23 protein-coding genes are annotated in these 26,262 nt (G+C 71.5%); 11 read left to right on the top strand and 12 right to left on the bottom strand.

All coding sequences use genetic code 11. From position 1 onward, the window contains the following. Window positions 1–4: 4 nt before the first annotated feature. The 6 genes from ABR571_RS02130 to ABR571_RS02105 all read right to left on the bottom strand — a co-directional run bounded on the left by ABR571_RS02130 (window position 5) and on the right by ABR571_RS02105 (window position 9,555). Window positions 5–1,456: a cation:proton antiporter gene (locus ABR571_RS02130; RefSeq protein WP_409451531.1), complete on the bottom strand. Its 1,452-nt coding sequence runs from the start codon at window positions 1,454–1,456 to the stop codon at window positions 5–7. A 388-nt stretch (window positions 1,457–1,844) separates the two neighbouring features. Beyond that, entirely contained in the window at window positions 1,845–2,813 is a 969-nt protein-coding gene (gene meaB / locus ABR571_RS02125; RefSeq protein ID WP_409451530.1) for a methylmalonyl Co-A mutase-associated GTPase MeaB, read from the bottom strand. Further along, entirely contained in the window at window positions 2,813–4,984 is a 2,172-nt protein-coding gene (gene scpA, locus ABR571_RS02120) for a methylmalonyl-CoA mutase (RefSeq protein WP_409451529.1), read from the bottom strand. The genes meaB and scpA overlap by 1 nt, the downstream gene beginning before the upstream one ends. Next, window positions 4,984–6,852 (bottom strand): methylmalonyl-CoA mutase subunit beta, encoded by a 1,869-nt coding sequence (locus tag ABR571_RS02115; protein ID WP_409451528.1) that lies wholly within the window; start codon window positions 6,850–6,852, stop codon window positions 4,984–4,986. The genes scpA and ABR571_RS02115 overlap by 1 nt, the downstream gene beginning before the upstream one ends. Window positions 6,853–6,915: 63 nt before the next feature. Then, complete coding sequence (locus ABR571_RS02110) at window positions 6,916–8,388, bottom strand: hypothetical protein (RefSeq protein WP_409451527.1); 1,473 nt, start codon at window positions 8,386–8,388, stop codon at window positions 6,916–6,918. Window positions 8,389–8,517: 129 nt separating this feature from the next. After that, the gene (locus ABR571_RS02105) at window positions 8,518–9,555 is read right to left on the bottom strand and encodes a DUF2891 domain-containing protein (RefSeq protein WP_409451526.1); all 1,038 of its coding nucleotides are present in this window, start codon (window positions 9,553–9,555) and stop codon (window positions 8,518–8,520) included. A 78-nt stretch (window positions 9,556–9,633) separates the two neighbouring features. Here ABR571_RS02105 and ABR571_RS02100 point away from each other — a divergent pair, with 78 nt between their 5' ends. The 5 genes from ABR571_RS02100 to ABR571_RS02080 all read left to right on the top strand — a co-directional run bounded on the left by ABR571_RS02100 (window position 9,634) and on the right by ABR571_RS02080 (window position 13,595). Beyond that, window positions 9,634–9,966, top strand: a complete 333-nt coding sequence (locus ABR571_RS02100; RefSeq protein ID WP_409451525.1) for a hypothetical protein — start codon at window positions 9,634–9,636, stop codon at window positions 9,964–9,966. A 69-nt stretch (window positions 9,967–10,035) separates the two neighbouring features. Continuing rightward, entirely contained in the window at window positions 10,036–10,395 is a 360-nt protein-coding gene (locus ABR571_RS02095; RefSeq protein WP_409451524.1) for a TraR/DksA family transcriptional regulator, read from the top strand. An 11-nt stretch (window positions 10,396–10,406) separates the two neighbouring features. After that, window positions 10,407–11,210: a purine-nucleoside phosphorylase gene (locus ABR571_RS02090; protein WP_409451523.1), complete on the top strand. Its 804-nt coding sequence runs from the start codon at window positions 10,407–10,409 to the stop codon at window positions 11,208–11,210. Next, a complete protein-coding gene (locus ABR571_RS02085; protein WP_409451522.1) occupies window positions 11,207–11,983 on the top strand; it encodes an NAD-dependent epimerase/dehydratase family protein in 777 nt (258 codons plus the stop codon). The genes ABR571_RS02090 and ABR571_RS02085 overlap by 4 nt, the downstream gene beginning before the upstream one ends. Before the next feature lie 22 nt (window positions 11,984–12,005). Next, on the top strand, window positions 12,006–13,595 hold the full coding sequence (locus ABR571_RS02080) for a phospho-sugar mutase (RefSeq protein WP_409451521.1): 1,590 nt from the start codon (window positions 12,006–12,008) through the stop codon (window positions 13,593–13,595). Here the strand turns inward: ABR571_RS02080 and ABR571_RS02075 are convergent. From ABR571_RS02075 to upp, 4 genes are all read right to left on the bottom strand, one after another. After that, window positions 13,592–14,692, bottom strand: coding sequence for a L,D-transpeptidase (locus ABR571_RS02075; protein ID WP_409451520.1), 1,101 nt, complete (start codon window positions 14,690–14,692; stop codon window positions 13,592–13,594). The two genes, ABR571_RS02080 and ABR571_RS02075, sit on opposite strands and share 4 nt — an antisense overlap. Further along, window positions 14,689–15,231: an RNA polymerase sigma factor gene (locus tag ABR571_RS02070; RefSeq protein WP_409451519.1), complete on the bottom strand. Its 543-nt coding sequence runs from the start codon at window positions 15,229–15,231 to the stop codon at window positions 14,689–14,691. The genes ABR571_RS02075 and ABR571_RS02070 overlap by 4 nt, the downstream gene beginning before the upstream one ends. 112 nt (window positions 15,232–15,343) lie before the next feature. Next, the gene (locus tag ABR571_RS02065) at window positions 15,344–15,982 is read right to left on the bottom strand and encodes a hypothetical protein (RefSeq protein WP_409451518.1); all 639 of its coding nucleotides are present in this window, start codon (window positions 15,980–15,982) and stop codon (window positions 15,344–15,346) included. An 83-nt stretch (window positions 15,983–16,065) separates the two neighbouring features. After that, window positions 16,066–16,689, bottom strand: a complete 624-nt coding sequence (upp, locus tag ABR571_RS02060) for a uracil phosphoribosyltransferase (RefSeq protein WP_409451517.1) — start codon at window positions 16,687–16,689, stop codon at window positions 16,066–16,068. A gap of 55 nt (window positions 16,690–16,744) precedes the next feature. Here upp and deoC point away from each other — a divergent pair, with 55 nt between their 5' ends. The 3 genes from deoC to ABR571_RS02045 are packed head-to-tail and all read left to right on the top strand — an operon-like array spanning window position 16,745 to window position 20,012. Beyond that, on the top strand, window positions 16,745–17,686 hold the full coding sequence (gene deoC / locus ABR571_RS02055; RefSeq protein ID WP_409451571.1) for a deoxyribose-phosphate aldolase: 942 nt from the start codon (window positions 16,745–16,747) through the stop codon (window positions 17,684–17,686). Window positions 17,687–17,725: 39 nt separating this feature from the next. Then, on the top strand, window positions 17,726–19,153 hold the full coding sequence (locus tag ABR571_RS02050) for an aldehyde dehydrogenase family protein (protein ID WP_409451570.1): 1,428 nt from the start codon (window positions 17,726–17,728) through the stop codon (window positions 19,151–19,153). Continuing rightward, complete coding sequence (locus tag ABR571_RS02045; protein ID WP_409451516.1) at window positions 19,146–20,012, top strand: aldehyde dehydrogenase family protein; 867 nt, start codon at window positions 19,146–19,148, stop codon at window positions 20,010–20,012. Before ABR571_RS02050 ends, ABR571_RS02045 begins: the two co-directional genes overlap by 8 nt. Before the next feature lie 76 nt (window positions 20,013–20,088). On the opposite strand, the gene ABR571_RS02040 is transcribed toward ABR571_RS02045, so the two are convergent. Beyond that, entirely contained in the window at window positions 20,089–20,532 is a 444-nt protein-coding gene (locus tag ABR571_RS02040) for an N-acetyltransferase family protein (RefSeq protein WP_409451515.1), read from the bottom strand. Window positions 20,533–20,639: 107 nt separating this feature from the next. Here ABR571_RS02040 and ABR571_RS02035 point away from each other — a divergent pair, with 107 nt between their 5' ends. Continuing rightward, window positions 20,640–21,680: a hypothetical protein gene (locus tag ABR571_RS02035; protein ID WP_409451514.1), complete on the top strand. Its 1,041-nt coding sequence runs from the start codon at window positions 20,640–20,642 to the stop codon at window positions 21,678–21,680. Here the strand turns inward: ABR571_RS02035 and ABR571_RS02030 are convergent. Beyond that, window positions 21,643–23,418, bottom strand: a complete 1,776-nt coding sequence (locus ABR571_RS02030) for a glycerol-3-phosphate dehydrogenase/oxidase (protein ID WP_409451569.1) — start codon at window positions 23,416–23,418, stop codon at window positions 21,643–21,645. The genes ABR571_RS02035 and ABR571_RS02030 overlap by 38 nt on opposite strands. An 89-nt stretch (window positions 23,419–23,507) precedes the next feature. On the opposite strand from ABR571_RS02030, the gene glpK reads away from it, so the two are divergent. Both glpK and ABR571_RS02020 read left to right on the top strand, forming a co-directional pair. Next, a complete protein-coding gene (gene glpK / locus ABR571_RS02025) occupies window positions 23,508–25,022 on the top strand; it encodes a glycerol kinase GlpK (RefSeq protein WP_409451513.1) in 1,515 nt (504 codons plus the stop codon). After that, window positions 25,022–26,260 carry a glycoside hydrolase family 3 N-terminal domain-containing protein gene (locus tag ABR571_RS02020; protein WP_409451512.1) on the top strand — a complete coding sequence of 413 codons (1,239 nt, stop codon included), beginning with the start codon at window positions 25,022–25,024 and terminating at the stop codon, window positions 26,258–26,260. The genes glpK and ABR571_RS02020 overlap by 1 nt, the downstream gene beginning before the upstream one ends. The last annotated feature ends 2 nt before the right edge of the window (window positions 26,261–26,262 follow it).

Raw genomic sequence — 26,262 nt, 5'->3', positions numbered from 1 at the left:
GAGCCTAGGGGGTGAACACCGCGGCCGGTCCGTCGTCCTCGTCGAACAGCGCCAGCACCTCGTCGCCGGCGAACAGCACGGTGTCACCGCGGACCTGGACGAGGCGGCCCGACCGGCTGACCATGCTGATCCAGAAATTCTCGCCCACGTCGAGGTCGCTGATCGTGCAGCCGTCGGCCGGCGACCCCTTGCCGACCACATAGCGGTGCAGGCCCTTCGGCTCGTCACGGAAGCGCATGCCCAACGCCCACGGCTCGGGCTCAGAGACCCGCATCGGCACCCGGAGGATTCGGGCCAGGGTCGGCACGAGGCCGCCCTGCAGGATCACCGACACCAGCACGACGACGAAGACGATGTCGTAGATCTCGCCGGCCCGGTGCGTTCCTTCGACGAGGACGTAGGTGCCGAGCAGGATCGGCACCGCTCCCTTCAGCCCGGACGCGAGGACGAAAAGCCGCTCCCCGCGATGCAGCTGCACCGGCCAGAGGACGAGGCCGACCAGCAGTGGTCGGACGACGACCATAAGGAGTGCGGCGAGGCCGAGGGCCGTCCAGAACCGGTGGCCGGAGAACACCGACGACAGGTCGACGGACAGGCCCAGGACGGAGAACGCGACGATCTCGGCGAGGATCGCCAGCGCGCCGGCGAAGCGCTCGATCTCGCGCTTGTACGGCGCGCGGGCGTCACCGACGATGATCCCCGCGAGGAACACGGCGAGGAAGCCGGACCCGTCCGCCGCCGCGGCGCCGCCGTAGAGCAGCAGCGCTACCGCGATCGTCTGCACCGGGTACAGCGCCTCGTTGGGCAGCGGGACGCGGCGCATCACGTGCAGCAGCACCCACCCGCCGACGACACCGACGGCGCTGCCGACCGCCAACTGCAGCGCGAAGTGGCCCACTCCGCTGCCGACCGCCGACCAGCCGCTGCCGCCGGCGGCCAGCAGGCTCACCATCAGGGCGATACCGACCGGGTCGTTCGCACCGGACTCGCCTTCGAGCAGGGTGCCTGCCCGCCCGGTGATCTCGCGGCGGCCCAACACCGAGAACACGACGGCCGGGTCGGTCGGGGCCAGCGCGGCGCCGAGCAGGAGGGCGGTGCGCCAGTCGAAGCCGAACAGTGCGTGCGCGCCGACGGCCATCGCCGCGGCAGTGACCACCGTGCCGGCCACCCCGAGCCAGAGCACCGCACCGGCCGCGGTCCGCATGCGCGACCAGCCGATGTGCATTCCACCGTCGAACAGAATGACGACCAGGGCGATGGTGACGATCCGCTGATCGACGACGATCGAAAGGCGCCCGAGTCGCGGCGAGAGTTGCGACGCGACGGCAGCGGCGACGAGGAACAGCGCGGGCGCGGGGATCCGGATCCACTGGGCCAGCCGGTTGGAGCCGACCGCTACGAGCAGCGCCACCGCGAAGAGCACGATGACGACGGCGAAAGGCACGAGGTCGTGCACGGCCACGTCCTTCCGGGTCGATCAGCGGGCAACGACATGCGACCGCCGACCAGACTTCCCGGCACACCGCCGTTCACCCTATCCGTTTCCTAAGAGGACGCGAATCACACCGTCGATTGGCGCTGGATCCCTTACGCAGCAGTCATTGTGGGTATGTACGCCAAGCGAACAAAGCACAGGCGCGGCCGGTTGGCCTCGGTCAGGGATCGCGCCGACCAGGTAAAGCGCCCACAAGGCGCAGGAACGAAGGAGGCTGACGAATGTTCAGCCCCAGCACGCAAGTGATTCGAATACGAACTCAGATGACGTCGTGGCTGGCCAGCATGGCGTTGGCGATGGTCATGATTCAGCACAGCGCGACCCGCGCCGACGACGAGCCGAACTGGCGTTAGTCGCGGTCGAGCGTGCCGAGAATCTGCTCGGCCGCCTGGTCGGGTGTGAGGCGCTCGTCCCGGACGGCCGCCTCGGCCGCCCGGACCGCCTCACGCACTCTGGGCGCGTCCAGGCGGGCGAGCAACCGGTCGCGGACCAGCGCCCGCGTCCATTCCACCATCTGATCGCACCGCTTGCGCTCGAGGCCGCCGTGCTCGTCGAGCCAGGCCCGGTGCCGGCCGACTTGCTGCCACACGCGGTCGAGGTTGAGGTTGTGCAGCCCGCTGCAGGTGATCACCGGCGTCTGCCACTCGTCGGCGGCGCCGCGGAGGAAGCGAAGCGCCCCGGACAGTTCCCGGGCCGCTCGCGACGCCTCGTCCTCGTGCTGCTCGTCGGCCTTGTTGACGGCGATGACGTCGGCGAGTTCGAGGATGCCGCGCTTCATTCCCTGTAGCTGGTCACCCGTGCGGGCCAGGGTCAGGAACAGGAACGTGTCGACCATGTCGGCGACGACGTACTCGGACTGGCCGACACCGACCGTCTCGACCAGGACGACGTCGTACCCGGCGGCCTCCATCACCAGCATCGTCTCGCGGGTGGCCTGGGCTACGCCGCCGAGCGTGCCCGCCGACGGTGACGGGCGCACGAACGCGTGCTCGTCGTTGGCGAGGCGGGTCATCCGCGTCTTGTCGCCGAGGATCGAGCCGCCGGTGCGGCCGGACGACGGGTCGACGGCAAGAACCGCCACCCGGCGTCCGTCGGCGACGAGGTTGACGCCGAGCTGGTCGATGAAGGTGGACTTACCGACCCCAGGGACCCCGCTGATGCCGATCCGTTCGGCGTGGCCGGTGTGCGGGAGCAGTGCGGCGAGCAGCTGCTGCGCCTGATTCCGGTGGTCGCCGCGGCGCGACTCGACGAGGGTTATCGCCCGGGCCACCGCGGCCCGCTCGCCGGCCCGGACCCGTGCGGCCAGCTCGTCCATCATCAGGCGGTGTGCGACAGCTGCTCGGTCAGGGTGGCGAGCAGTTCGATCGCGGCCTCGGCGATGACCGTGCCGGGCGGGTAGATGGCCGCGGCGCCGGCGGCGCGCAGCGCGTCGAAGTCCTGGGGCGGGATGACGCCGCCGACGACGATCATGATGTCGGGACGGCCCTGCGCCGCCAGCTCGTCGCGCAGCTCGGGCACGAGGGTGAGGTGCCCGGCGGCCAGGGAGTTGACGCCGACGACGTGCACGTCGGCCTCGACGGCCTGGCGGGCAACCTCGGCCGGCGTCTGGAACAGCGGGCCGACGTCGACGTCGAAGCCGAGGTCGGCGAAGGCGGTGGCGAGCACCTTCTGCCCGCGGTCGTGGCCGTCCTGGCCCATCTTGGCCATCAGGATGCGGGGGCGGCGGCCCTGCTCCTCGGCGAACCGCTCGGTGGCGGCGCGTGCCTCGTCGATCGTCTCCACGCCGGCCCCGGCCTCCTCTCGGTACACCCCGGAGATCGTCCGGATCGTCGCCGAGTGCCGACCGTAGACCTTCTCGAGCGCGTCGGAGATCTCACCGACCGTGGCCTTGGCGCGGGCCGCGTCGATGGCCAGGGCGAGCAGGTTGCCGCGACCGCCCGCGGCGGCCGTCAAGGCGTCCAGGGCGGACTGGACGGCCGCGGGATCGCGCTCGGCCCGCAACCGCTCCAGCTTCTCGGCCTGGCCGCGCCGCACGCCGGCGTTGTCGACCTTCAGCACGTCCAGGTGATCCTCGTCGGCCAGGCGGTACTTGTTCACCCCGATGACCGGCTGCCGGCCGGAGTCGATGCGGGCCTGGGTGCGGGCCGCAGCCTCTTCGATGCGCAGCTTGGGCAGGCCGGCGTCGATCGCCTTGGCCATGCCGCCGGCCCGCTCGACCTCCTGGATGTGCCCCCATGCCCGCCGGGCCAGGTCGTAGGTGAGCTTCTCGACGTAGGCCGAGCCGCCCCACGGGTCGATGACCCGGGTGGTCCCGGATTCCTGCTGCAGCATCAGCTGGGTGTTGCGCGCGATGCGGGCCGAGAAGTCGGTGGGCAGCGCCAATGCCTCGTCGAGGGCGTTGGTGTGCAGCGACTGGGTGTGGCCCTGCGTCGCGGCCATCGCCTCGATGCAGGTGCGGATCACGTTGTTGAACACGTCCTGCGCGGTCAGCGACCATCCGCTGGTCTGCGAGTGCGTGCGCAGCGACAGCGACTTGTCGCTCTTCGGCTCGAACTGCCTGACCAGCTTCGCCCACAACAGCCGCGCGGCCCGCAGCTTGGCGACCTCCATGAAGAAGTTCATCCCGATGGCCCAGAAGAACGACAGCCGTGGCGCGAACGCGTCGATGTCCAGACCAGCGGCGATGCCGGCCCGGATGTACTCGACGCCGTCGGCCAGCGTGTAGGCGAGTTCGAGATCGGCCGTCGCACCGGCTTCTTGGATGTGGTAACCGGAGATCGAGATCGAGTTGAACCGCGGCATCTTTTGCGACGTGAACTCGAAGATGTCGCTGATGATGCGCATCGACGGCTGCGGCGGATAGATGTAGGTGTTGCGGACCATGAACTCTTTGAGGATGTCGTTCTGGATCGTGCCGGTCAGCTGTTCGGGCGTGACGCCCTGCTCCTCGGCGGCGACCACGTACAGGGCGAGGACGGGCAGCACGGCGCCGTTCATCGTCATCGAGACGCTCATCCTGTCCAGCGGGATGCCGTCGAACAGCTGGCGCATGTCGTAGATCGAGTCGATGGCGACACCGGCCATGCCGACGTCGCCCACGACGCGGGGGTTGTCGCTGTCGTAGCCGCGGTGCGTGGGCAGGTCGAACGCGATCGAGAGGCCCTTCTGCCCCATTGCCAGGTTGCGGCGGTAGAAGGCGTTGGACTCGGCGGCGGTGGAGAAGCCGGCGTACTGCCTGATCGTCCACGGCTGGTTGACGTACATCGTCGGGTACGGCCCGCGCAGGTAGGGCTTGATCCCGGGGTAGGTGTTCAAGGTGTCGAGGTCGGCGAGGTCGGCGGCCGTATAGAGCGGGGCGACGCCGATCCCCTCGGGCGTCTCCCACGGAGTGGCCGCCTCGGTGGCGTGGCTTGGCGGCGACGCTTGGGGTGGCGTGTCGCGCCGCGGCGGCGCGAGGACGGCGTCGCTGAAGTCCGGGATGCCGGTCATCACTTCACTCCCAGCGTGTCGAGCGTGCTGCGCAGGACGGCGAGGGCGTCGCAGCGGACATGGACGTACCCGTCGACGCCGTCGATCGGGGTCTTGCCGGCCAGCCAGATCTGCTCGGCGCCGGCGGCGCGGAGGGCCGCGGCCCCCGTCGCGGCCGCCTCGCCGTACATCCGATCGGACGAGCACAGGCAGGCGACTGTCGATCCCGATGCGCGGAAGGCCCGGGCGAGCTCCTCGACGTCCCCGGTGCCGGTGACGCACTCGATGCCGGCTGCGTGAAAGAGGTTGGCTGCGAACGCGGCGCGGGCGCTGTGCGCGGCGACCGGGCCCAGCGCGGCGAGAAAGACGATGGGTCGCTGCGGCGCGTTGTCGGCGCGGTCGCGCAGTTCCTCGAAGTCCTCGGCGTACCGGATGCGGGGCAGCAGACCGGTCGGCGCGGGCGGCAGCGGAACCCGCTCGACCGGAGCTTCGTCGACGAAGGCGTACTCGGTGACGCCGGTGATCGGCGCCCGGCGGTGGGCGATGTCGTCGGCGCGGGCGCTGCGGGTCGTCGCGAGCAGCGCGTCGATCGTGCCGTCGTCGAGCGCCGCGAGGGCACCGCCGGCCTTCTCGAGCCGGGTGAAGACGTCCCACGCCTTGTCCGCGAGCTCGCCGGTCAGCGACTCGACGAACCACGAGCCGCCCGCCGCATCCATCACGCGGGCCAGGCTGGACTCGTCGTGCAGCACGGAGTGGGTGTTGCGGGCGATCCGGCGGGCGAAGTCGTCGGACCGGCCGATCGCGGAATCGAAGGGAAGCACGGTGATGGCGTCGGCGCCGCCGACCGCCGCGGCGAAACAGGCAACCGTCGTGCGCAGCATGTTCACCCACGGATCGCGCCGGGTCAGCATCGCGGCCGAGGTGACGGCGTGCTGGTACTGCCCGCGTTGGGCGCCGGCCGCGCCGGACAGCTCGGCCACCCGGTCCCAGATGCGCCGGGCCGCGCGGAGCTTGGCGATCGAGGGGAACTGATCGGCGGTGACCGCGAACCGAAATTCCACCCGCGCGAGCGCATCGTCGACCGACAGCCCGCCGTCGGTGAGCGCGCGCAGGTAGGCCACGCCCACCGCGGTCGCGATGCCGAGCTCCTGCGCGTCGGAGGCGCCGGCGTCGGCGTAGACCGTCGCGTCGACGGTGGCCAGGTGCAGGCCACCGAACTGTGTGCCCTGCTCGGCCAGAGTGCGCAGGACGCCGACGTCGGCCTCGGCACCTGTGCGAGCTCGGGTGCCGATCGGGTCGGCCCCGAGAGTGCCGCGTAGCTCCGCCGGATCGACGCCGCGTTGCTGGGCCACCCTGAGCAGAGCCTGCGCTGCTTCGAGAGAGTGGGCGCCGGCCTCGAGCGCGATCGGCGCGAGGTCCAGATAGACGCCCTCGAGCGCGGCGCCCAGGTCCGACACGGCAAGGCCACCGTCGCCGACGACGAGCCACAGCGAGGTGGCGCCCGTCTCGAGGTCGGCGAGCGCGGCGTCGTTGCTCTGCTTCGCGTCGGGGTCGGCGTGCCGGGTCCGGACGTCCCAGCCGATGGCGGCCGCCGCCGGGCGGGTGGCGCCGCGCACGAACGGCGGCGAGCCGGGTCGGCCGGCCGCGGCCAGCGACGGCGCCTCCTCGGCGGTGTACAGCGGCCGGATGCGGATCCCGTCGTACGTGTCGAACGACAGCGCGTCCTCGGAATCGGCGTCCGCGGCGACGCCCGACTTGGCCAGAACGGCGCTGACGAGGGCCCGCCACTCGTCGCGGCTGGGCGGCGCGAAGTCGGCGGCCAGGGCCAGTGACGCCGGCGCATCGGCCGTCGGCTCGGCCGGCAGCTCCTCAGGCGGCTGGGCAGGCATTCTCGGATCGTAAGTGCGCCGAGCGCCTCCGTTCCCCTCGAGGTGGCCGATCTCTCGGCGCCGTTACGGCAGGACAACCCGCGCGGGAGCGCCGTAGTTGTACGTCCCGTTGCCGCGCTGGACGCCGGCCCGCACCTGGATCACGGCGGCCGAGCCGCAGTCGACCGGGAACGACTGCGGCGCAGCTGTCGCGCCTGGGGCGACGAGAAACCGGGCCGAGCGGGCACCGTCCAGGACCAGCACCATCTCGTGGCTCGTCTCGTTGCGCAGGGGCAGGAGCTGGCCACCCGACTGCCGCCCCAGCAGCACGGTGAAACCGGCGCTGTGGCAGTCGTAGCTGACGACGACGGCAACCGGCGGTACCGGCGGGCAATCGACCGTGAACGACCCGCCGGCCGGTACGGGCGCCGTCCAGCCCGAAGGCGTCCGGAACCGCCAGGAAGCCGTGACGGTGTCCCGATCGTGCACCCGGGCCGGCCAGTCCTGGCAGTGGCGGGTGCGCGAGGCGGGGAAGTCGACCTCGTGCGCCTCCTGGCCGTAGTGGTAGGTGATGCTGCTGGGATAGGTGCCGGCCGCCGCACAGGCGGTCAGCATCGCGACGGGATTGCCGTCACAGGTACTGGAGCACTCGTAGCGCGCGCTCATACCGGCAACCTGCCCGCGGTAGCGGGCGGACGCGTGCGCCGAGACGGCCGGCGACCAGCTCAGCATCCGCTGGGTGGACCGCGACGGTGCGGACGCACGCAGCGTGCCGGGTGGCAGGGCGGCCGCGGCCGCACCGATGCGGACCTCGCCCGTGCTCGTCGTGCGGTAGGTGAACGTGGCTCGACCGGCGGCATCCGTCCGGACCGACGCGGGCAGCGAGACGTTGCGGGTCGAGCTGACAGTGATCCTCGCCGCCCGGCCGCCGCGCGGGCCGCGCAGCGTCACCGTCGCGTGGCCGCTCTGGCCCGGCAACGGCGCTCCGGACAGGTGCAGCCCCAACTGGTAGCCGCCGCGGTAGCGCCGGGCCTCGGCGACGTAGCGCATCGCCAGCGACCGGACGCTGCGGCTCAACGAACGAGATCGCTGCGCGACGGCGGCGCGGTTGCCGATCTCGTAGTTGAGCGCCTGGCTGACCGCCGCGGCCTGATGGGCCGACGCCGCATTGCCGTGGGCCGCCAGCGTCTCGGCCAGCTCGCCGCTGACAGCCGTGCTCGTGCTCGACAGCCGGGTAACCGTAGTCAGGCCGATGTGCGACGGGGTCCGCTTCGCCGGGCTGACGCAGTAGACCTTCACCCACTTGCCGCCGACCAGGGCAAGGTAGTACCCGACGAACGTCGTGTGCCCGGACAGCCAGGTGCCCAGCCCGGGCCGCATCCGAGCGCTGCCGGCCGGAGATGCGACCGACGTGCGCAGCGGCGCGGTGAGCAACGTCCCGAGCAGCGCGAGCGTCGCCGCCAGCGCGATCGGCCAGCGGACGGCGACGGCGAGCAGGACGCGGCTCGGCCGTCGAGAGGCACCGTGGTGGCGAGGGGCGGATCGTCGGCCTGTCATGGCGGGAGACGCTAGGCCGGATCGGGCCGGCCGGGCCGGCTGTCGGGCAGCCTGTGGATGACCGCCGGCTGTCCACAGGCGGCCCTGCGGAATCGTCGTCCGGGCCCCTAGAATCCGGCGGCGCCGACGTCAGGACAGCAGCAGCACGGCATAACAGGCCAGCCAGTGCTCGACCATCCAGCCCTCCCCCACGACCGCCGGCAACGAGGCCGCGGCGTGCCGCTCACGCGCGGCCAGCAGGACGTCCACCCTGGGGTCGTCCGGCGCGAGCCGTCCGGCGAGCAGGCCGAAACCGTAGGCGCGGTACAGATTGAGCCCGTGCAGATGGGCGCCCTGGCCGTCGGTGGGGTCGGTCACGACCGCCGGCGTCAGCAGGCTCTCCGGCCGCCCGTCGGCCAGCCGCGGCAGGAAGCGCGACAGCCACTCGGGGAACTCCTCCGGCGGCGCGGCAAGTGCCGCGATCAGCTCCGCCTCCGCGAGCGCCGGCGACAGGAAGTCCGATCCGTTGGGCTCCCAGGCGGCCGGATAGTCGATGTCGGCGGCGAACCACCGGACGGCCGCATTGGCGATGGCCGTCAAGAGACCGGGATCGCCCTCACCGTTGCGTAGCCGCGCATACGGCAGTGACCGGGCCAACGCGAAGGCGCTGTTCGCGTGCGCGCCGCCGCGCTCCGGGTACGTCGCCTGCGACAGCCAGTTGATGAACGCGTCCGAGACGGTCTCGGCCAGCGTGCGCAGGTTGTCGGCCCACCGGCGGGCGTCCGCGCCGGGATCGACCTCATCGGCAGCCCACTCCTCCAGCTCGGCGGTGAGCGCGAGGGCCCAGGCGTACCCGTACGGCCGCTCCCAACCCGGGTTCTCCAGCAAGTACGTGGCCTCGGTCGCGATCGCTTCGGCGCTCAGGTGCTCGTTCAGCACCGTACGGATCTCCTCGGCCGGCACTTCGGACGGGACGCTGCGCAACATCCGGACGAGCGCCCAGTGCATCTCCACCGCCGAATGCCAGTCGAAGCAGCCGTAGAAGGCGGGGTGGACCTCGCGAGGTGTCGGTCGGTCGTCCGCGTCGCGCAGGACGTGGCGCAGCGCGTTCGGGTACTCCTGGCGGACGGCGTCGAGGATCGTCCGGGCGTAGATGGCTGCGACATGCGACAGCGTGGGTGAGGACATGCCTGAGAATCTGCCCGGAAAGTGCCTCGATCTCGCCCGATCATGGAACGACGCGCGGTCGGTCGGCGTCATAGAGGTATGCGGGCGCAGAACCGGATCGGTGCCGACACCCGATCCCGCGCCGGCGCCGTCCTGCTCACCTGCCTGCTGGGGTTGGCGCTGCTTCCCGCTGCCCGGTCCGTCGGCGTCCACAAGCAGCTCGTCCATCGCGTTGCTGTTGTCGCGGCGACGAGCCTCGACGGCGCGCAGTTCCTGCCCCGCAGCGATCAGCCCGTCGGCCTCGCCCCGGCGGCCGCCGAGACGACCCGAGTGGCCGGATCGTTCGCCTTCACCAACTCCTCGCGCCCCGTCAGCTCGCGCACAGCCCATGCACCGCGGGTTCGCGGGCCGCCCGGCCAGGCTCTCGCGTAGGCGCTTTCGGACCTCTCCCCGAAACCGCCGGCGCGACGCAGCCGCCGTCCGATCGACCGAGGAGTTCCGATGTCCCGCTCCACCATTCACATCCGGCACGACGTCCCGTCCCCGCGCCTGTCGAAGGAGCAGCTCGCGGTTTTGCGCGGCATGCTCATCCAGCAGCGTGAGTTCCGGGTTGATCAGCTGACCGAGCTGCACCGCCCGTCGCCGTCCGGCCCGCTCAGCAGCCCCGAGCCGGAGATCTTCCGGTCGCTCGTGGCCGGCGCGCGGGCCGCCCTGCACGAGGTCCAAGCCGCCCTCTGGCGCATGGAGGACGGCCACTACGGCCGGTGCGTCACCTGCGACGGCCCGGTCGAGATCGAGCGGCTGGAGATCCTGCCGCAGACCTCTCAGTGCATGGCCTGCCTGCGGGGGCCGTCCCGGTAGGGTCGGCGTTCGTGACCGCTGCGCCGCCGACACCGTCCGAGAACGCAGCGGCCGCGGCCGCCGAGCTGGCCGCCCGCACCGGGATCGATCGCCACGACGTCGCCGTGGTGCTCGGCTCGGGGTGGGTGCCGGCGATCGACGCTCTCGGGCCGGCCGTCGCCGAGCTGCCCGTCACCGACCTGCCCGGCTTCCTGCCACCTGCGGTCGAGGGTCATGCCGGTCGCATCCGCTCCCTCGAGGTGGACGGACGCCGCGTGCTCGCCTTCCTCGGCCGGACGCACCTGTACGAGGGTCGCGGGGTGGAGCGGGTGGTGCACGGGGTACGGGTGGCGGCCGCGGCCGGCTGCCGGGTCGTCATTCTCACCAACGCCTGCGGCGGGTTGCGCGCCCGACTGGCGGTCGGTGACGCGGTGCTGATCAGTGACCATTTGAACCTGACGTGGCAGACGCCGCTGGTCGGGCCGCGCTTCGTCGATCTGTCCGATGTCTACGCCGCGCGGCTCCGTGCGCTCGTCCATGAGGTCGACCCGTCCATTCCGGAGGGCGTCTACGCGCAGTTCCCCGGCCCGCAGTACGAGACACCGGCCGAGGTACGGATGGCGGGAATCCTCGGCGCCGATCTCGTCGGCATGTCCACCGTCCTCGAGGCCATCGCCGCGCACGCCGAGGGGTGCGAGGTGCTCGGGATCTCGCTCGTCACCAACCTCGCGGCCGGCCTCGGCGACCCGCTCGACCACGAAGAGGTCCTTTCGGTGGGCAAGGCCTCGGCCACCCGGATGGGGACGCTGCTCGGCCAGGTCATCCCCCGGCTATGACCGTCCTGCTCACCGGGGCGGCCGGCACGATCGGGCAGGCCCTCATGCAGCGCCTGCCCGCCTTCGGCTGGGACCTTCGCCCGTTCGATCGCGAGCAGATCCCGGGCGGGATCGTCGGTGACGTCACTCAGGCCGCCGACCTCGACGCGGCGATGTCCGGGGCGGAGGCGGTCGTGCACCTGGCCGGGATGCCGACCGAGGCGCCCTGGCCGGTGATTCGGGAGGCCAACATCGAGGGGACCCTGCAGGTCTTCGAGGCGGCCCGCCGCGCCGGTGTGCCGCGGGTCGTATACGCCTCGTCCAACCACGCCGTCGGCTTCACGCCGCTGGCCGACGATCAGCCTGCCGACCTGCCACCGCGTCCGGACACCCTCTACGGGGTGAGCAAGGTCTTCGGCGAGGCGCTCGGCCGGTACTACGTCGACCGCTACGGAATGCAGGTTGCCTGCTTGCGCATCGGCACCTTCGAGGACCGTCCCTCCCATCCGCGTTCGCTGCTCACCTGGCTCTCGCCCGACGACGGCGCCCGGCTGGTGGACGCCTGCCTGCGCTCGCCGTCGCTCGGCTACGCGCTCGTCTGGGGCGTCTCGGCCAACACCCGTCGCGCGTGGTCCCTCGACGCCGGCCGTGCGCTGGGCTACGAGCCGCACGACGACGCCGAGGACCACCTGGCCGACATCCCCGACGCCGATCCACATCCGTCCGACGCCTTCCTCGGCGGCGGGTTCACGTCCCAGGGCTTCGGCATCGACGAGGTCGCGAGCCGATCGTGACGGCCGACGGACGGGAGGCGCGGTGGTAGCGCGCGCGGAGGTGGAGGCGTGGATCGCCGACGAGGTCGACCCCGCCGCCGCCGCGGAGCTGCAGGCGCTGCTCGACGCCGGGGACGACACCGAGCTGGCCGATCGCTTCGCCGCGCCACTGGCCTTCGGCACGGCCGGGCTGCGCGGGCCGCTGCGCGCCGGGCCGAACGGGATGAACCGAGCCGTCGTGCGTCGCGCCGCGGCCGGGCTGGCCGCCTGGCTGACCGAGCGCGGGCACCGCGGCGCGCCGGTGGTCGTCGGCTACGACGCGCGGCACGGATCGGCTGACTTCGCGCGTGATTCGGCGGCGATCTTCGCCGCCGGCGGGTTCGACGCCCGGCTGCTCCCGCGGGTGCTGCCGACGCCGGTGCTCGCCTTCGCCGTCCAGCATCTGGGGGCGGCCGCCGGCGTCATGGTGACGGCCTCGCACAACCCGCCGCAGGACAACGGCTACAAGGTCTACGCCTCCGACGGCGCGCAGATCGTGCCGCCGACCGACAGCGAGATCGAGGCGGCGATCAAGGCGGTCGGCCCGACGTCGGCCGTACCGCTCGACGACTCCGGCGTGACGATGGTCGGCGAGGAGATCGTCACGTCCTACGTCGGTGCGGTCGCCGCGTTGGTCACCGACGGGCCGCGCGACCTGCGCATCGTGCACACGGCGATGCACGGCGTCGGGACGCAGACAGTTCGGGCGGTCTTCGCGGCGGCCGGCTTCGGCGACGTGACCCCGGTGCCGCAGCAGGAGCAACCCGACCCCGACTTCCCCACCGTGTCCTTCCCCAATCCGGAAGAGCCCGGCGCGTTGGATCTGTCGCTCGCCCTGGCTCGTGACGTGCGCGCCGACATCGTGCTGGCCAACGATCCGGACGCCGACCGGTGCGCGGTTGCCGTTCCCCTGGGCGACCCGAGCGGCGAATGGCGAATGCTGCGCGGGGACGAGGTCGGCGTGCTGCTCGGCGACGCGCTGCTGCGCAGCGGGATCCGCGGCACCTACGCCACCACCATCGTCTCGTCGTCCATGCTGGGTGCGCTCGCCGCCGACGCCGGTGTCGGCTATGCCGAGACGCTGACCGGGTTCAAGTGGATCGTGCGCGCCGCACCGGATCTGGTCTACGGCTACGAAGAGGCGCTGGGGTACGCGGTGGCGCCGGAACTCGTCCGGGACAAGGACGGCGTCAGCGCCGCGCTGCGCATTGCCGAGCTGGCCGCCCGACTCAAGGCCGAGGGATCGTCGCTGCTGGTCCGGCTCGACGAGCTCGCGGCCCGCTTCGGGCGCTACGCCACCGACCAGATCGCCATCCGCGTCGATGACCTGGCGATCATCGACCACACGATGCGCCGATTGCGGGCCACGCCGCCGTCGACTCTGCTGGGCGAGACGCTGACCGTCGAGGACCTACTGCCTGACGCCGACGTGCTGCGCTGGCGCTGGCCGGGCGGACGGGTCGTCGTGCGGCCGTCGGGCACCGAGCCGAAGCTGAAGGCCTACCTCGAAGTGGTCGAGCCGAGCGGTTCGGCCGAGGTCGCGGCGACGACGCTGCGCCGGCTGCGCGCCGAGGTGTCGGCCCTGGTCGGCTAGGTGACGGGGACCGCCCCGCCGCGGCGCCAGACGTCCCACGGCACGTTCCAGTCGCCGTAGCCGTCGCCCATCCGCATCGCCGGGCCGGGCGCGTTCGGGTACTCGACGACGTCGCCGACCTCGAGGATCCCGTACAGGCGCTTCGCTTCGTCGGGGAGCAGGTTGGTGCAGCCGTTCGACGAGTCGATGCCCTGCTTGATGTCGTCGACGTTCCACGGCGCGGAGTGCAGGTACTCCCCGCTGTAGGTGAGCCGCTGGGTGTACTTGACGCCGCATTCGGAATAACCCGGTCCGGACATGCAGATGCTGCGGCCCTTCTCCATGATCACCTTGACCCCATGGCTCGTCGGCGTCCGGTTCGCACCGAGCGACACCGGGAACTCGCCGAGCAGCTTCCCGTCGGTGTTGACGGTCATGCGATGCGTGGTGTCGTCCACCTCCGCGATCGTCCTTGCGCCGGTCGCGAAGTCGAGGGTGAGTGCGTCGTCGAACGCGAGATCGGGCCCGGCCGGCAGGCTCTGCGCGGCAATCGCCACGTGGACCTTCGCGTGCGCCGGCCAGTACGACTCCGGGCGCCAGTGCGCCTCCAGTGGGTAGCCCTTGTAGTAGTTCGACGTCTCGAAGTACCACGCTCCGGGAAGCGGCTTCCCGTTGACCGATGCGGTCGTCGCTTCGGACAGGGCCTTACCGCTGGTGATCTTCTTGGAGAAGAACGCGATCACCGGCATCCCGACGCCGTAGGTGGCGCCGTCGGTGTTGAGCAGCTTGATGTGGACCGCCTGCGCCGGGGTCGCGGGGGTGGTCGCCGTCCGCGACAGCTCGGGCGAGGACGCGGCTGACGTCCGCTGCACGCCCACCCCGACGGTGTGCGAATCGCCGGACGTGCTGCTGCGCAGCGCGGCGACCGTGGTGACGACCCCGACAACCGCGGCCGCGGCGGCCACTGGCGCGAGCAGGCGAGCCCGCCGGTGCCGGCGCACCGTCGCGCCACCGGTGACGAAGCGTGGCGGTGGCGGCGCCGCCGAATCGCCGACCGCTTCGCGGGCCCGGCCGTCGAACGCCTCGCGCAGGGTGCGCTCGATGTCGTCCTCGGTCATCCGGGCCCACCTCCCAGCACGCGGTGCAAGGCGGCCAGGCCACGGCTGGCCGCCGACTTGACCGACCCGGCCGAAATGCCGAGCGCCGCGGCGATCTCGCGCTCGGACAGCCCCGACCAGTAGCGCAGGATCAGCACTTCACGCTGGTGACGGGGCAGCGCCTTGACCGCGGCGAGGGCAGCCCGGTGCTCGTCGCGCAACAGCACGTCGGAATCGGCGCCGGCCGTCGCCTCGGGCTCGGCGACCCGCAGGTGCTTGCGGACGACCTGCCGGCGGCGCAGGACCGAGCGCGACAGGTTGACGACCGACGCCCGCAGATAGGCCAGCGCGGCGTCCGGATCGCGCAGGGACCCGCTGCGCTTGTGCAGCGCGACGAAGGCGTCCTGCACGACGTCCTCGGCGCTACTGACGTCGTCGACCAGCAGGACGGCCAGCCGGACCAGGTAGCGCCAATGCGCCGTGTAAAGGGCGTGGAGGTCCACCATGTCGGTCCGCGGGGCCGGCTCGACGACCGGCCGCGCCGGATTGTCAGCCGCCACGGCGGTCAAGACTGCCACAGCTCCGGCTCTCGGACGGAGGCGATGACGGCGCGCGCCGACCGCGCAACGGGATGCATATGTACAGGTCGCGCAACGGTGGCGCCGGGTTGCCTCAGCCGCGCCAGATCCTGGGCACGGTCACCGACTGGATGGCCTGTGACTTGGCCTCGCCGTAATCGGCGGTGACCAGAGGGGCGGAGATGTCGCGCAGCGCGGCGTCCGAGCCGTCGGTGCAGTGGTAGCCGAGATTGATCCCTTGGACCTGCGGGACGGTGCCTGTGCTGGCGACGCAGCGAGCGCCGTTGTCGAGCTGGAAGGCCCAGGCCCGGCCGACCGCCTGGGGATCGGGTTTCGGCAGGGGTGCGGTCAGCGTCAGCACGGTGGCCGCGGACCACGGGGTGGCCAGGCAGGCGACCTCGCCGGTTGCGCCGGCCGCGGGGCGGGCGAAGCACGGATCGAGGATGTTGTTGCCGGCGAAGCAGCGGAAGGCGTCCGGGGCGGGCGCGGCCACGCTGGTGGTCCAGCAACTCCCCCGGGTGGTCGCAGCGATCTTGACGGCAAGCCGGCCGCTCGCGTCATAGGCCGAGAAGGACTCGATCTTGGTCACGGCCTGGGTCTTGGCCGCAGGACGAGGCTGGCTGCCGGCGCGCGTGGTGCCGGCGTGCGCACAGCCGGTGAGCAGCAATGTGAGCGCGGCGAGTCCGAGGATCAGCCGCAGCGATCCCCGCCCTTGATAAGCCCGCACATCCATACAGACGAAATGGTCGGGGGCGGCGTTGCGTCCACCCCACAATGACCCGTAACGATGTGGTCACGGTGCGGCGGGCAATGCGGTCAGCGCGGGCCGAATTGTCGGTCGCCGGCGTCGCCGAGCCCGGGAACGATGTAGGCATCCTCGTTGAGACGCTCGTCGACGCTGGCCGTGAACAAGCGGATCGGCAGGCCCGATCGCTCGAGCGTGGCCAGCCCTTCCGGCGCGGCGAGCGCGCAGATGACGGTGAGATCGTCCGCGCCGCGCTCGACCAGCAACTTGAGGCAGTGCAGCAGGGAGCCGCCGGTGGCCAGCATCGGGTCGAGCACGATGACCGGCCGGCCGGCCAGCGAATCCGGCAGGGACGCCATGTACGGGTGCGGCTCGTGGGTCTTCTCGTCGCGGGCCAAACCGACGAAGCCCATCTGCGACTCGGGCAGGAGGTTGAAGGCGGCCTCGGCCATCCCCAGTCCGGCCCGCAACACGGGAACCAGCAGTGGCGGGTTGGCGATCGCGGTCCCCGTGGTCGGGGCGACCGGGGTCGTGATCGGCTCGTCGGCCCGCTCGAGGTCGCGGGTGGCCTCGTAGACCAGCAGGGTTGCGAGTTCGCGCAGGGCGGCGCGGAACTCCGAGTTCGTGCTCCGCTCGTCGCGCATCGCCGTCAGCCGGGCCTGGACGATCGGATGGTCGACGACGAAGGTCTGCACCCGTCGACCTTAGGGCCGAGCGCGCCGACGGTCATAGAGTGGCTGGGTGACGGTTCTGGAAAGCTCGCTGGTGGGCGACGTGGCCCGCGACGACGCGGCCCTGCGGCGGTTCCTGCACGGCCTGCCCGGTGTCGATCAGGTGGGGGCCGAAGGCCGCGCCGCGTCCCTGGCCGCGCGCAGCATCAAGACGACGGCCAAGGCATGGGCCATCGACATGGCCATCTCCATGGTCGACCTCACCACGCTTGAAGGTGCCGATACGCCGGGCAAGGTCCGTTCGCTCTGTGCGAAGGCTGCCCGTCCCGATCCTTCGGACGCGTCGGTGCCGTCGGTCGCCGCGGTGTGCGTGTATCCCGACCTCGTCGAGACCGCGGTGTCGGCCTTGCGCGGATCGCCGGTGCAGATCGCGTCGGTGGCCACGGCCTTCCCGTCCGGACGTGCGGCGCTGTCGACGAAGCTGCAGGACGTGCGCGATGCGGTCGCGGCCGGGGCCACCGAGATCGACATGGTGATCGACCGCGGCGCGTTCCTGGCCGGGCACTACCTGCAGGTGTTCGAGGAGATCATCGCTGTCAAGGCGGAGTGCGGGCCGGCGCACCTGAAGGTGATCCTCGAGACGGGCGAACTCGCGACGCTCGACAACGCGCGGCGCGCCTCCTGGTTGGCGCTGTTGGCCGGCGGCGACTTCATCAAGACGTCCACCGGCAAGATCAGCCCGGCCGCCCAACCGCCGGTTGCGCTCGTGATGCTGGAGGCCGTGCGCGACTTCCAGGCCCGCACAGGGGAGCTGCGGGGGGTGAAACTGGCCGGCGGGATCCGCGCGGCGAAGGAGGCCGTGCGCTACCTCGTGATGGTGAACGAGGTCGCCGGCGAGCAATGGCTGACGCCGGCGCTGTTCCGCTTCGGCGCGTCCAGCCTGCTCAACGACCTGCTGCTGCAGCGGCACAAGCTGTCAACCGGTAGCTACGACGGTCCTGACTACGTGACGGTGGATTGAGATGGCTGACCGAGCGACGTTTGCGGAGCGAGCATGAGCATCTTCGAGTACGCGCCGGCTCCTGAATCGCGCGACATCGCGCGGCTCAAACCGAGCTACCAGATCTTCGTCGACGGGAAGTTCCGCGACGGGTCGGGCGAGGCGATCAAGACGATCAACCCGGCCGACGAGGAGCCGCTGGCCGAGGTGACCGAGGCCGGGCCGTCCGATGTCGACGACGCGATCCGGGCCGCCCGGCGGGCGTTCGACGGACCGTGGTCGAAGATGTCCGGCGCCGAGCGCGGCAAGTATCTGTTCCGCATCGCCCGTGCGATCCAGGAACGCGGCCGCGAGCTCGCCGTCCTCGAGTCGATGGACAACGGCAAGCCGATCCGCGAGTCGCGCGACGTCGACATCCCGACGGCGGCCGCCCATTTCTTCTACTACGCGGGCTGGGCCGACAAGCTCGACTACGCCGGCTTCGGTCCTTCGCCGCGGGCGCTCGGGGTGGCCGGCCAGGTGATCCCGTGGAACTTCCCGCTGCTGATGGCGGCCTGGAAGATCGCGCCGGCGCTCGCGGCCGGCAACACGGTCGTGCTCAAGCCGGCCGAGACGACGCCGCTCACGGCGCTCGTCCTGGCCGAGATCATCGCCGAGGCCGACCTGCCGGCGGGCGTGGTCAACGTGCTGGCCGGCGGCCCGGCGATCGGGCAGGCGATCGTCGAGCACGCCGACATCGACAAGATCGCCTTCACCGGCTCCACCGAGGTGGGCAAGTCGATCCAGCGCACGATCGCGGGCAGCGGCAAGAAGCTCACCCTGGAGCTCGGCGGCAAGGCGGCGAACATCGTGTTCGACGACGCGCCGATCGACCAGGCGGTCGAGGGCATCGTCAACGGCATCTTCTTCAACCAGGGCCAGGTTTGTTGCGCCGGTTCGCGACTGCTGGTGCAGGAGTCGATCGAGGACGAGGTCATCGCCGCACTGCAGCGGCGGTTGGCGACGCTGCGGGTGGGGCATCCGCTGGACAAGAACACCGACGTCGGGGCGATCAACTCCGCGGCCCAGCTGGCCCGGATCACCGAGCTGTCGGCGGCCGGCGAAGCCGAGGGGGCGACCCGGTGGTCGCCGCCGTGCGAGCTGCCCGACCGCGGCTTCTGGTTCGTGCCGACGGTGTTCACCGGGGTCTCGCAGGCCCATCGCATCGCGCAGGAGGAGATCTTCGGTCCCGTGCTGTCGGTGCTCACCTTCCGGACGCCGGACGAGGCCGTGGCCAAGGCGAACAACACGCCCTACGGGTTGTCCGCCGGCGTGTGGACCGATAAGGGGTCACGGATCCTGTCGATGGCTTCCCGGCTGCGCGCCGGCGTGGTCTGGGCGAACACGTTCAACCGGTTCGACCCGTCCGCGCCGTTCGGCGGGTACAAGGAATCGGGCTTCGGCCGCGAGGGCGGCCGGCACGGATTGGCGGCGTACCTCGATGTCTGAGTCCGGACGGATCGGCGTGCGCAAGACGTACAAGCTCTACATCGGCGGGGCGTTCCCGCGCTCGGAGTCGGGGCGGTCATATCCGGTGAGCGATGCCGGCGGCGAACTGTTGGCGCACGCCGCGCAGGCGTCGCGCAAGGACGTGCGGGACGCGGTGGTGGCTGCGCGCCGCGCCGCGCCTGGCTGGTCGAGCGCGACGGCGTACAACCGGGGCCAGGTGTTGTACCGGGTGGCCGAGATGCTCGAGGGCCGGGCCGCCCAGTTCGCCGCCGAGGTGGTTGCCGCCGAGGGCGCGTCGGCGCGGGCTGCGGCCGCGCAGGTCGACGCGGCGATCGACCGGTGGGTCCACTACGCGGGCTGGGCGGACAAGTACGCGCAGGTCGTGGGATCGACCAACCCGGTGGCCGGTTCGTACTTCAACTTCTCGCTGCCGGAGGCGACGGGCGTCGTGGCGGTGCTGGCGCCGCAGGAATCGTCACTGCTCGGGTTGGTCTCGGTGGTCGCGCCGGTGCTCACGACCGCCAACACCGCGGTGGTCGTGGCTTCGCAGGACCGTCCGCTGCCCGCGATCTCGCTCGCCGAGGTGCTGGCGACATCCGACCTGCCGGGCGGGGTGGTCAACCTGCTCACCGGCTTCACCGCCGAGCTGGCGCCGTGGTTGGCGTCGCACCGCGACGTCAATGCGATCGACCTGACCGGGGCGGCCTCGGGCCTGCGGGCCGACTTGCAGGCGGCGGCGGCCGACAACGTCAAGCGGGTCTTCGTCCCCCGCGACGAGGACTGGGCGGCCGCGCCCGGACTGGCCCGGCTCAACGCGTTCGTGGAGACGAAGACGGTCTGGCACCCGATCGGCGTGTGATCGGTCGATCTTGTGCAGACACGCGGGTCCTGGCCCGCGTGTCTGCACAAGATCCACTCAAAACGAGGGACCGAACTCAGCCGCGCCCGCCCTCGGACAGCTCCACCACGTACTCCACCCGGTCCTCGTAGCTGTCGACGACGACCGGTGTCCCGGGCAGGTGCCACAGCAGCCGCTTCGCCGCAACGTTCTCATCGAGCACGAGCGCGGTGAACCGGGTGACCCCCTCCGTCCACGCCCGGTCGGTGAGCCGGCTGACGAGCCGCGTGCCGAGCCCCAGGCACTGCCAGTCGTCGACCACGGTCACCGCGACCTCGGCCGAGCGTTCGTCGTCGACGTCGCGGACGAACCGCGCGACACTGAAACCGGTCATCCCCCGCGACGCCGCGGACGGCGACGACGGTCGGACAGCCTGTCCGGCCCGGGCCAGCCGACGCAACCGGTACGCGTCGGCCTGCTCCAGCAACTCTCGGCGGTGCTTGTCCACCCGGGCGGACCCGGGGTACTCCGACATGGACATCGTCGCTCCGTTCGAACTTGCGGGCGGCCCGGCGTCGAACCGACCCTCGGGCTTACTACGGAACCGGCCGGCCCGGCGGTTCCCGAACGACCGGTAAGTTTCGGCATATGACGAGCTCGAACGCGCCGATCGTCCCGATCACGTTGACCGTGAACGACCGCACCGGACTGACCCTCTACGCCCCGCCATGGGAGGACGAGGACGGCGAGGAGTGGCAGGGCTTCCTCGGCGACGGCGCGAAGATCCTGCTGTACCCCAATACCGCTGACCTCGCCGCGTTCATCGCCTCGGGCGAGGAGAACGACCTGTCCGACCACCCGGGCTGGGGCCAGATCCTGCGGGCGACACCGGATGACCTGCGCCCGTCCAGCGAGGACCACTACGACCTCGACGCCGTGTACGAATGGGCCGGCGACGAAGCCGACCCCGTCCACGTCTCGGCGCTGGCCAACGTCGTCGACATGGTCGGCCGCATCGCCGACTGCTGCGACGACGGCGCGCTGCGTCGGTTGGTCGAGGGCACGCCCGCCTACGCCGACCTCGTCGACGCCGAGATCAGCTACCAGGGCAAGGACGGCCGCAAGCGGTGGAACGAACTCGGCGACACCATCGCCGACTCGTGGGAGCGGGCCATCGGCCGGGTCGACTCGTGGCTGTCCTGGCAGGGCGACTTCACCGCCAGTGAGTTCAGCGACGAGGGGACGCTCTGGGACCGGGTCGGCGCCCAGCCGATCGAGATCGTCCTGCCCGATGCCACCTACCTGACTGTGCGCGGGGAGATCCTGGCCGACATCGACGGCAACGACACCGAGGTCGCGTTCATCGGCGGCGACGACTACGTCGCGGTCTTCACCGAGGTCCCCGACCTAGCGCGCTACTGCCGCACGGCGAAGGAACACCGGTTGGTGAAGCTCGAGTGGTGGGGCGAAGTCGCCGACGAGGAGGACGACGACGCCTTCGCCCCTGGCGATGCCGCCCGCTACGACCTACGCAAGCCGTCGACCGAGGGGGCCGAGCTGGTCCGCGACTTGGCCGAGTTCTGCCGTCTCGAGGCCGACCTCGACGTCCTCGACGGCACCTCCATCGACAAGGACGACTGGACGGACCTGGTCAGCGAGATCCGGACCTGCTTCCAGCCGCAGGACTGAGCGGGGCGCCCGCGACCAGCCCGGCGCGGATCTCGGGCGCCGCAGTCCGGACGGCATCGGCGGCGGTGTCGTCGGCGCGGGACTGGGACGCCCGCTCGGCCTCGACCCGGGCCACGTAGCCGGCGACCTCGGTGGCGCGCTGGTCATCCGACCAGCCCAGAACGCCGCCGATCAGGTCGGCTACCGCGGGTGCCGACTCGACCCCCCGGTGCGGGTACTCGATGGAGATGCGAGTGCGCCGGGTCAGGACGTCCTCCAGATGCAGCGCGCCCTCGTGCGTGACGGCGTAGTGGATCTCGGCCATCAGGTAGTCCGGCGCGCCGGGCACGGTCGCCAACAGTGCCGGATCGGCGGCGCCGGCTTCGAGGACGTCACGGATCATCGAGCCGTAGCGGTCGAGCACGTGCCTGACCCGGTACGGATGCAGACCGTACTCGCGGCCGAGCGCCTCGATCTGGTTCTGCATCGCGAAGAAACCGTCGGCGCCCAGCAGCGGCACCCGGTCGGTGCACGACGGCGCGACCCGCTTCAGCAGTTCGTCGGCCGCGGCGTCCATCGCGTCGGCCGCCATCACCCGGTACGTCGTGTACTTGCCGCCGGCGATCGACACCAGCCCGGGCACGACCCGCGCCACGGCGTGTTCGCGGGACAGCGCCGACGTCTCCTCCGACTCGCCGGCCAGCAGCGGGCGCAGTCCCGCGTACACACCTTCGATGTCGTCGTGCGTCAACGGCGCGACGAGCACCTTGTTCACGCAGGTCAACAAGTAGTCGATGTCGGCCTTGGTGGCCGCCGGGTGGGCGAGGTCGAGGTTCCAGTCGGTGTCGGTCGTCCCGATGAGCCAGTGATTCTTCCACGGGATGACGAACAGCACCGATGACGGCGTGCGCAGGATGAGCCCGGCGTCGCCGGTGATCCGCTCGCGGGCGACGACGATGTGCACGCCCTTGGAGGCCCGGACGCGGAACCGGCCGCGGCCGCCGGACATCGCTTGGATGCTGTCGGTCCACACGCCGGTGCAGTTGATGACGACGCCGGCCCGCACGGTGGTCTCTTGCCCATCCTCGGCGTCGCGCACGGTCACCCCGACGACCCGGTCGGACTCTCGCACGAAGCCGACCGCCTGGGTCGAGGTGCGCACCACCGCGCCGTAGCGGGCGGCGGTGCGTGCGACGGTGATGGTGTGCCGGGCGTCGTCGACCTGCGCGTCGAAATAGCGCACCGCGCCGACGAAGGCGTCGTCGCGCAGCCCGGGGAACATCCGCAGGGCGGCCCGGCGGGACAGGTGCTTCTGCCGGGGGAGGCTGGTGTGCCCGCCGATCGTGTCGTACAGCGTCAGGCCGGAGGCGACGTAGGGCCGTTCCCACCCGCGGTGGGTGAGGGGGTACAGGAAGGGCACCGGCTTCACCAGGTGGGGCGCCAGCCGGGTGAGCATGAGCTCGCGCTCGCGCAACGCCTCGCGCACCAGCCCGAACTCCAGCTGCTCGAGATAACGCAGCCCGCCGTGAAAGAGCTTGGACGACCGGCTCGACGTGCCGGCAGCCCAGTCGCGCGCCTCGATCAGCGCGACCGACAGTCCCCGGGTCGCGGCATCGAGGGCAGCGCCGGCCCCGGTGACACCGCCCCCGACCACCACGACGTCGAAGTCGTCCTCGCTCAGCCGGGCCCACGACGCGGCCCGATACGCGCCGTCCAGGCGCGACGCCGCTCCGCCCTTGGGGATCTGCGGCACCGACACCGTCAAGCCTCGCTTCGCTCGGTTGACGGGCAAAGCCAGTTCTGACGGTTCGCTCCGCAAGCGTCGCTCACACCTGGCACGCTAGCGCAGTGACCGACTCGCCGACCGTCGTCGCCGCGATCGACCAGGGCACGACCTCGACCCGCTGCATGCTGTTCGATCATGACGCCCGGGTGGTCGCCATCGAACAGCTCGAGCACGACCAGCACCTCCCCCGCCGCGGCTGGGTCGAGCACGACGCGGCCCAGATCTGGGCGAACACCCGCACCGTCATTGGCGGCGCCTTGGCCAAGGCCGAGTGCACGTCGGGCGACGTCGCCGCCGTCGGCATCACCAACCAACGCGAGACGACCGTCATCTGGGACCGGGCCACCGGAACCCCCGTGGGCCCGGCGATCGTCTGGCAGGACACCCGCACCCAAGCGATCTGCAACGAGCTCGGCGCGCTCGGCGGCGGCCCCGACCGCTACCGCGAGCGGGTCGGCCTGCCGCTCGCCACCTATTTCGCCGGGCCGAAGGCGCGGTGGATCCTCGACAACGTCCACGGCGCGCGGGCGCGGGCCGACAACGGCGAGCTGGCCTTCGGCACGATCGACACCTGGCTGGTGTGGAACCTCACCGGCGGCCCGGACGGCGGCGTGCACGTCACCGACCCGACCAACGCGTCGCGGACGTCGCTCATGGACCTGGACACGCTGGAATGGATTCCGGAGATCGCCGACGAGATGGGCGTGCCGTTGGCGATGCTGCCCGAGATCCGGACCTCGTCGGAGGTGTACGGGACGGTGCGGGCCCGCGGTCCGCTCGCCGGTGTGCCCATCGCGGGCATCCTCGGTGACCAGCAGGCGGCGACGTTCGGCCAGGCCTGCCTGGAGAAGGGCGAGGCCAAGAACACCTACGGCACCGGCAACTTCCTGCTGCTGAACACCGGCACCGACAAGGTGCTGAGCGACAACGGGCTGCTGACCACGGTCTGTTACGCGCTGCCCGACCAGCGCCCGGTGTACGCCCTCGAGGGCTCGATCGCGGTCACCGGGTCACTTGTGCAGTGGCTGCGCGACAACCTCGGCCTGATCTCGTCGGCCGGCGAGATCGAGGCGCTGGCCCGCTCGGTCGACGACAACGGCGGCGCCTACTTCGTCCCGGCGTTCTCCGGCCTGTTCGCGCCGTACTGGCGCCCGGACGCGCGCGGGGCGATTGTCGGGCTGACCCGCTTCGTCAACCGCGGGCACCTGGCCCGGGCCGCGCTCGAGGCCACCGCCTTCCAGACGCGTGAGGTGGTCGAGGCGATGAACGCCGACTCCGGGGTTGATCTGACGTCGTTGAAGGTCGACGGCGGGATGGTCGCCAACGAGTTGCTGATGCAGTTCCAGGCCGACCTGCTGGACGTGCCGGTGGTGCGTCCGGTGGTGGCCGAGACGACAGCGCTCGGGGCGGCCTACGCGGCCGGGCTGGCCGAAGGATTCTGGTCGTCGACCGACGAAATCCGGACGAACTGGGCGGCCGACCGCGAGTGGCGCCCGGCCATGGATGCAACCGTTCGCGACGCCATGTACTCATCATGGAAGAAGGCCGTGACCAAAACCTTCGACTGGACGGATTGATGCGCCTCCTTCCCCTCGCGGGACTGCTGCTCGTCGCTGCCTGCACCACGAGCGGGCAGGGCACGAGCTCCGACGCGCCCCCCAGTTCGGCGCCGGGCACCGTCTCGGCGCGGCCGAGCCCGACGCCGCGCACGTCGTCGGCGCCGCCGAGCACCCACCGGAGTACGCCGGCGCCGGCGCCGTCGACGAAACGACCGCCGCCGGCGGCGCGCAGCGCCGCGCACGTCCTGGCCGGCATGAACCTGCGCGACCGGGTCGGTCAGCTGCTGATGGTCGACTGCTCGACGACGGGCGTGTCAGCGGCGACGAGCACGGCGATCGGCCAGGACCATGTCGGCTCGGTGATCCTGGACGGGACGAGCTACGCCGGGCTCGCGGCGACCCGGACGGTCACCGACCAGCTTCGCGGCCTCGCGCCGAAGCGGGTGGGGTTGTTCATCTCCACCGACCAGGAGGGCGGCCTGGTCCAGCGGCTGCAGGGCGCCGGCTTCACCCGCATCGTCAGCGGAGTCGATCAAGGCCGGATTGCGCCGAGCACCCTGCAGGGCTACGCACAGGGCTGGGGCAGGCAACTGCGACGGGCCGGCGTGAACGTGAACCTGGCGCCGGTGCTGGACGTCGTCCCGGCCGGCTTCGGCTCCAACCCGCCGATCGGCGATCTCGAGCGCGAGTTCGGGCACACCCCGAGTGCGGTGACCACCCACGGTGTCGCAGTCGCGAAGGGCATGGCGGCGGCCGGCGTGGACGCCACGGTCAAGCACTTCCCGGGCCTCGGCCGAGTCAGCGGGAACACCGACACGACCGGCGGGATCACCGATTCGATCACCACCCGCGACGACGCCTACCTCGCACCGTTCCGGGCGGCGATCGGGGCCGGCGTCCCGTTCGTGATGATGTCGACGGCGATCTACTCACGCATCGACCCCGGCACGCCGGCCGCGTTCTCGAGGACGATCGTCACCGGCATGCTGCGCGGCGACCTCGGCTTCCACGGAGTGATCATCAGCGATGATCTCGGCGGGGCGGCGCAGGTCGCCGACTACTCGCCCGGCCAACGGGCCATCGCCTTCGTCGCCGCCGGCGGCGACCTGGTGCTGACCGTCAACGCCGCCCAGGCCGGTGAGATGACGGCCGCGCTGCGCCAGAAGGCGGCCGCCAGCCCGGCCTTCCGGAAACTGGTGGACGCGGCGGCGCTGCGGGTGCTGCAGGCCAAGCAGGGACGCGGTTTGCTCGGCTGAGC

The organism is Jatrophihabitans sp. (genome assembly GCF_046262535.1).
Classification (GTDB): Bacteria; Actinomycetota; Actinomycetes; order Mycobacteriales; family Jatrophihabitantaceae; genus Jatrophihabitans.
Note: the sequence above shows the minus strand (reverse complement) of the source record. Positions and strands in the feature narration are given on the sequence as shown.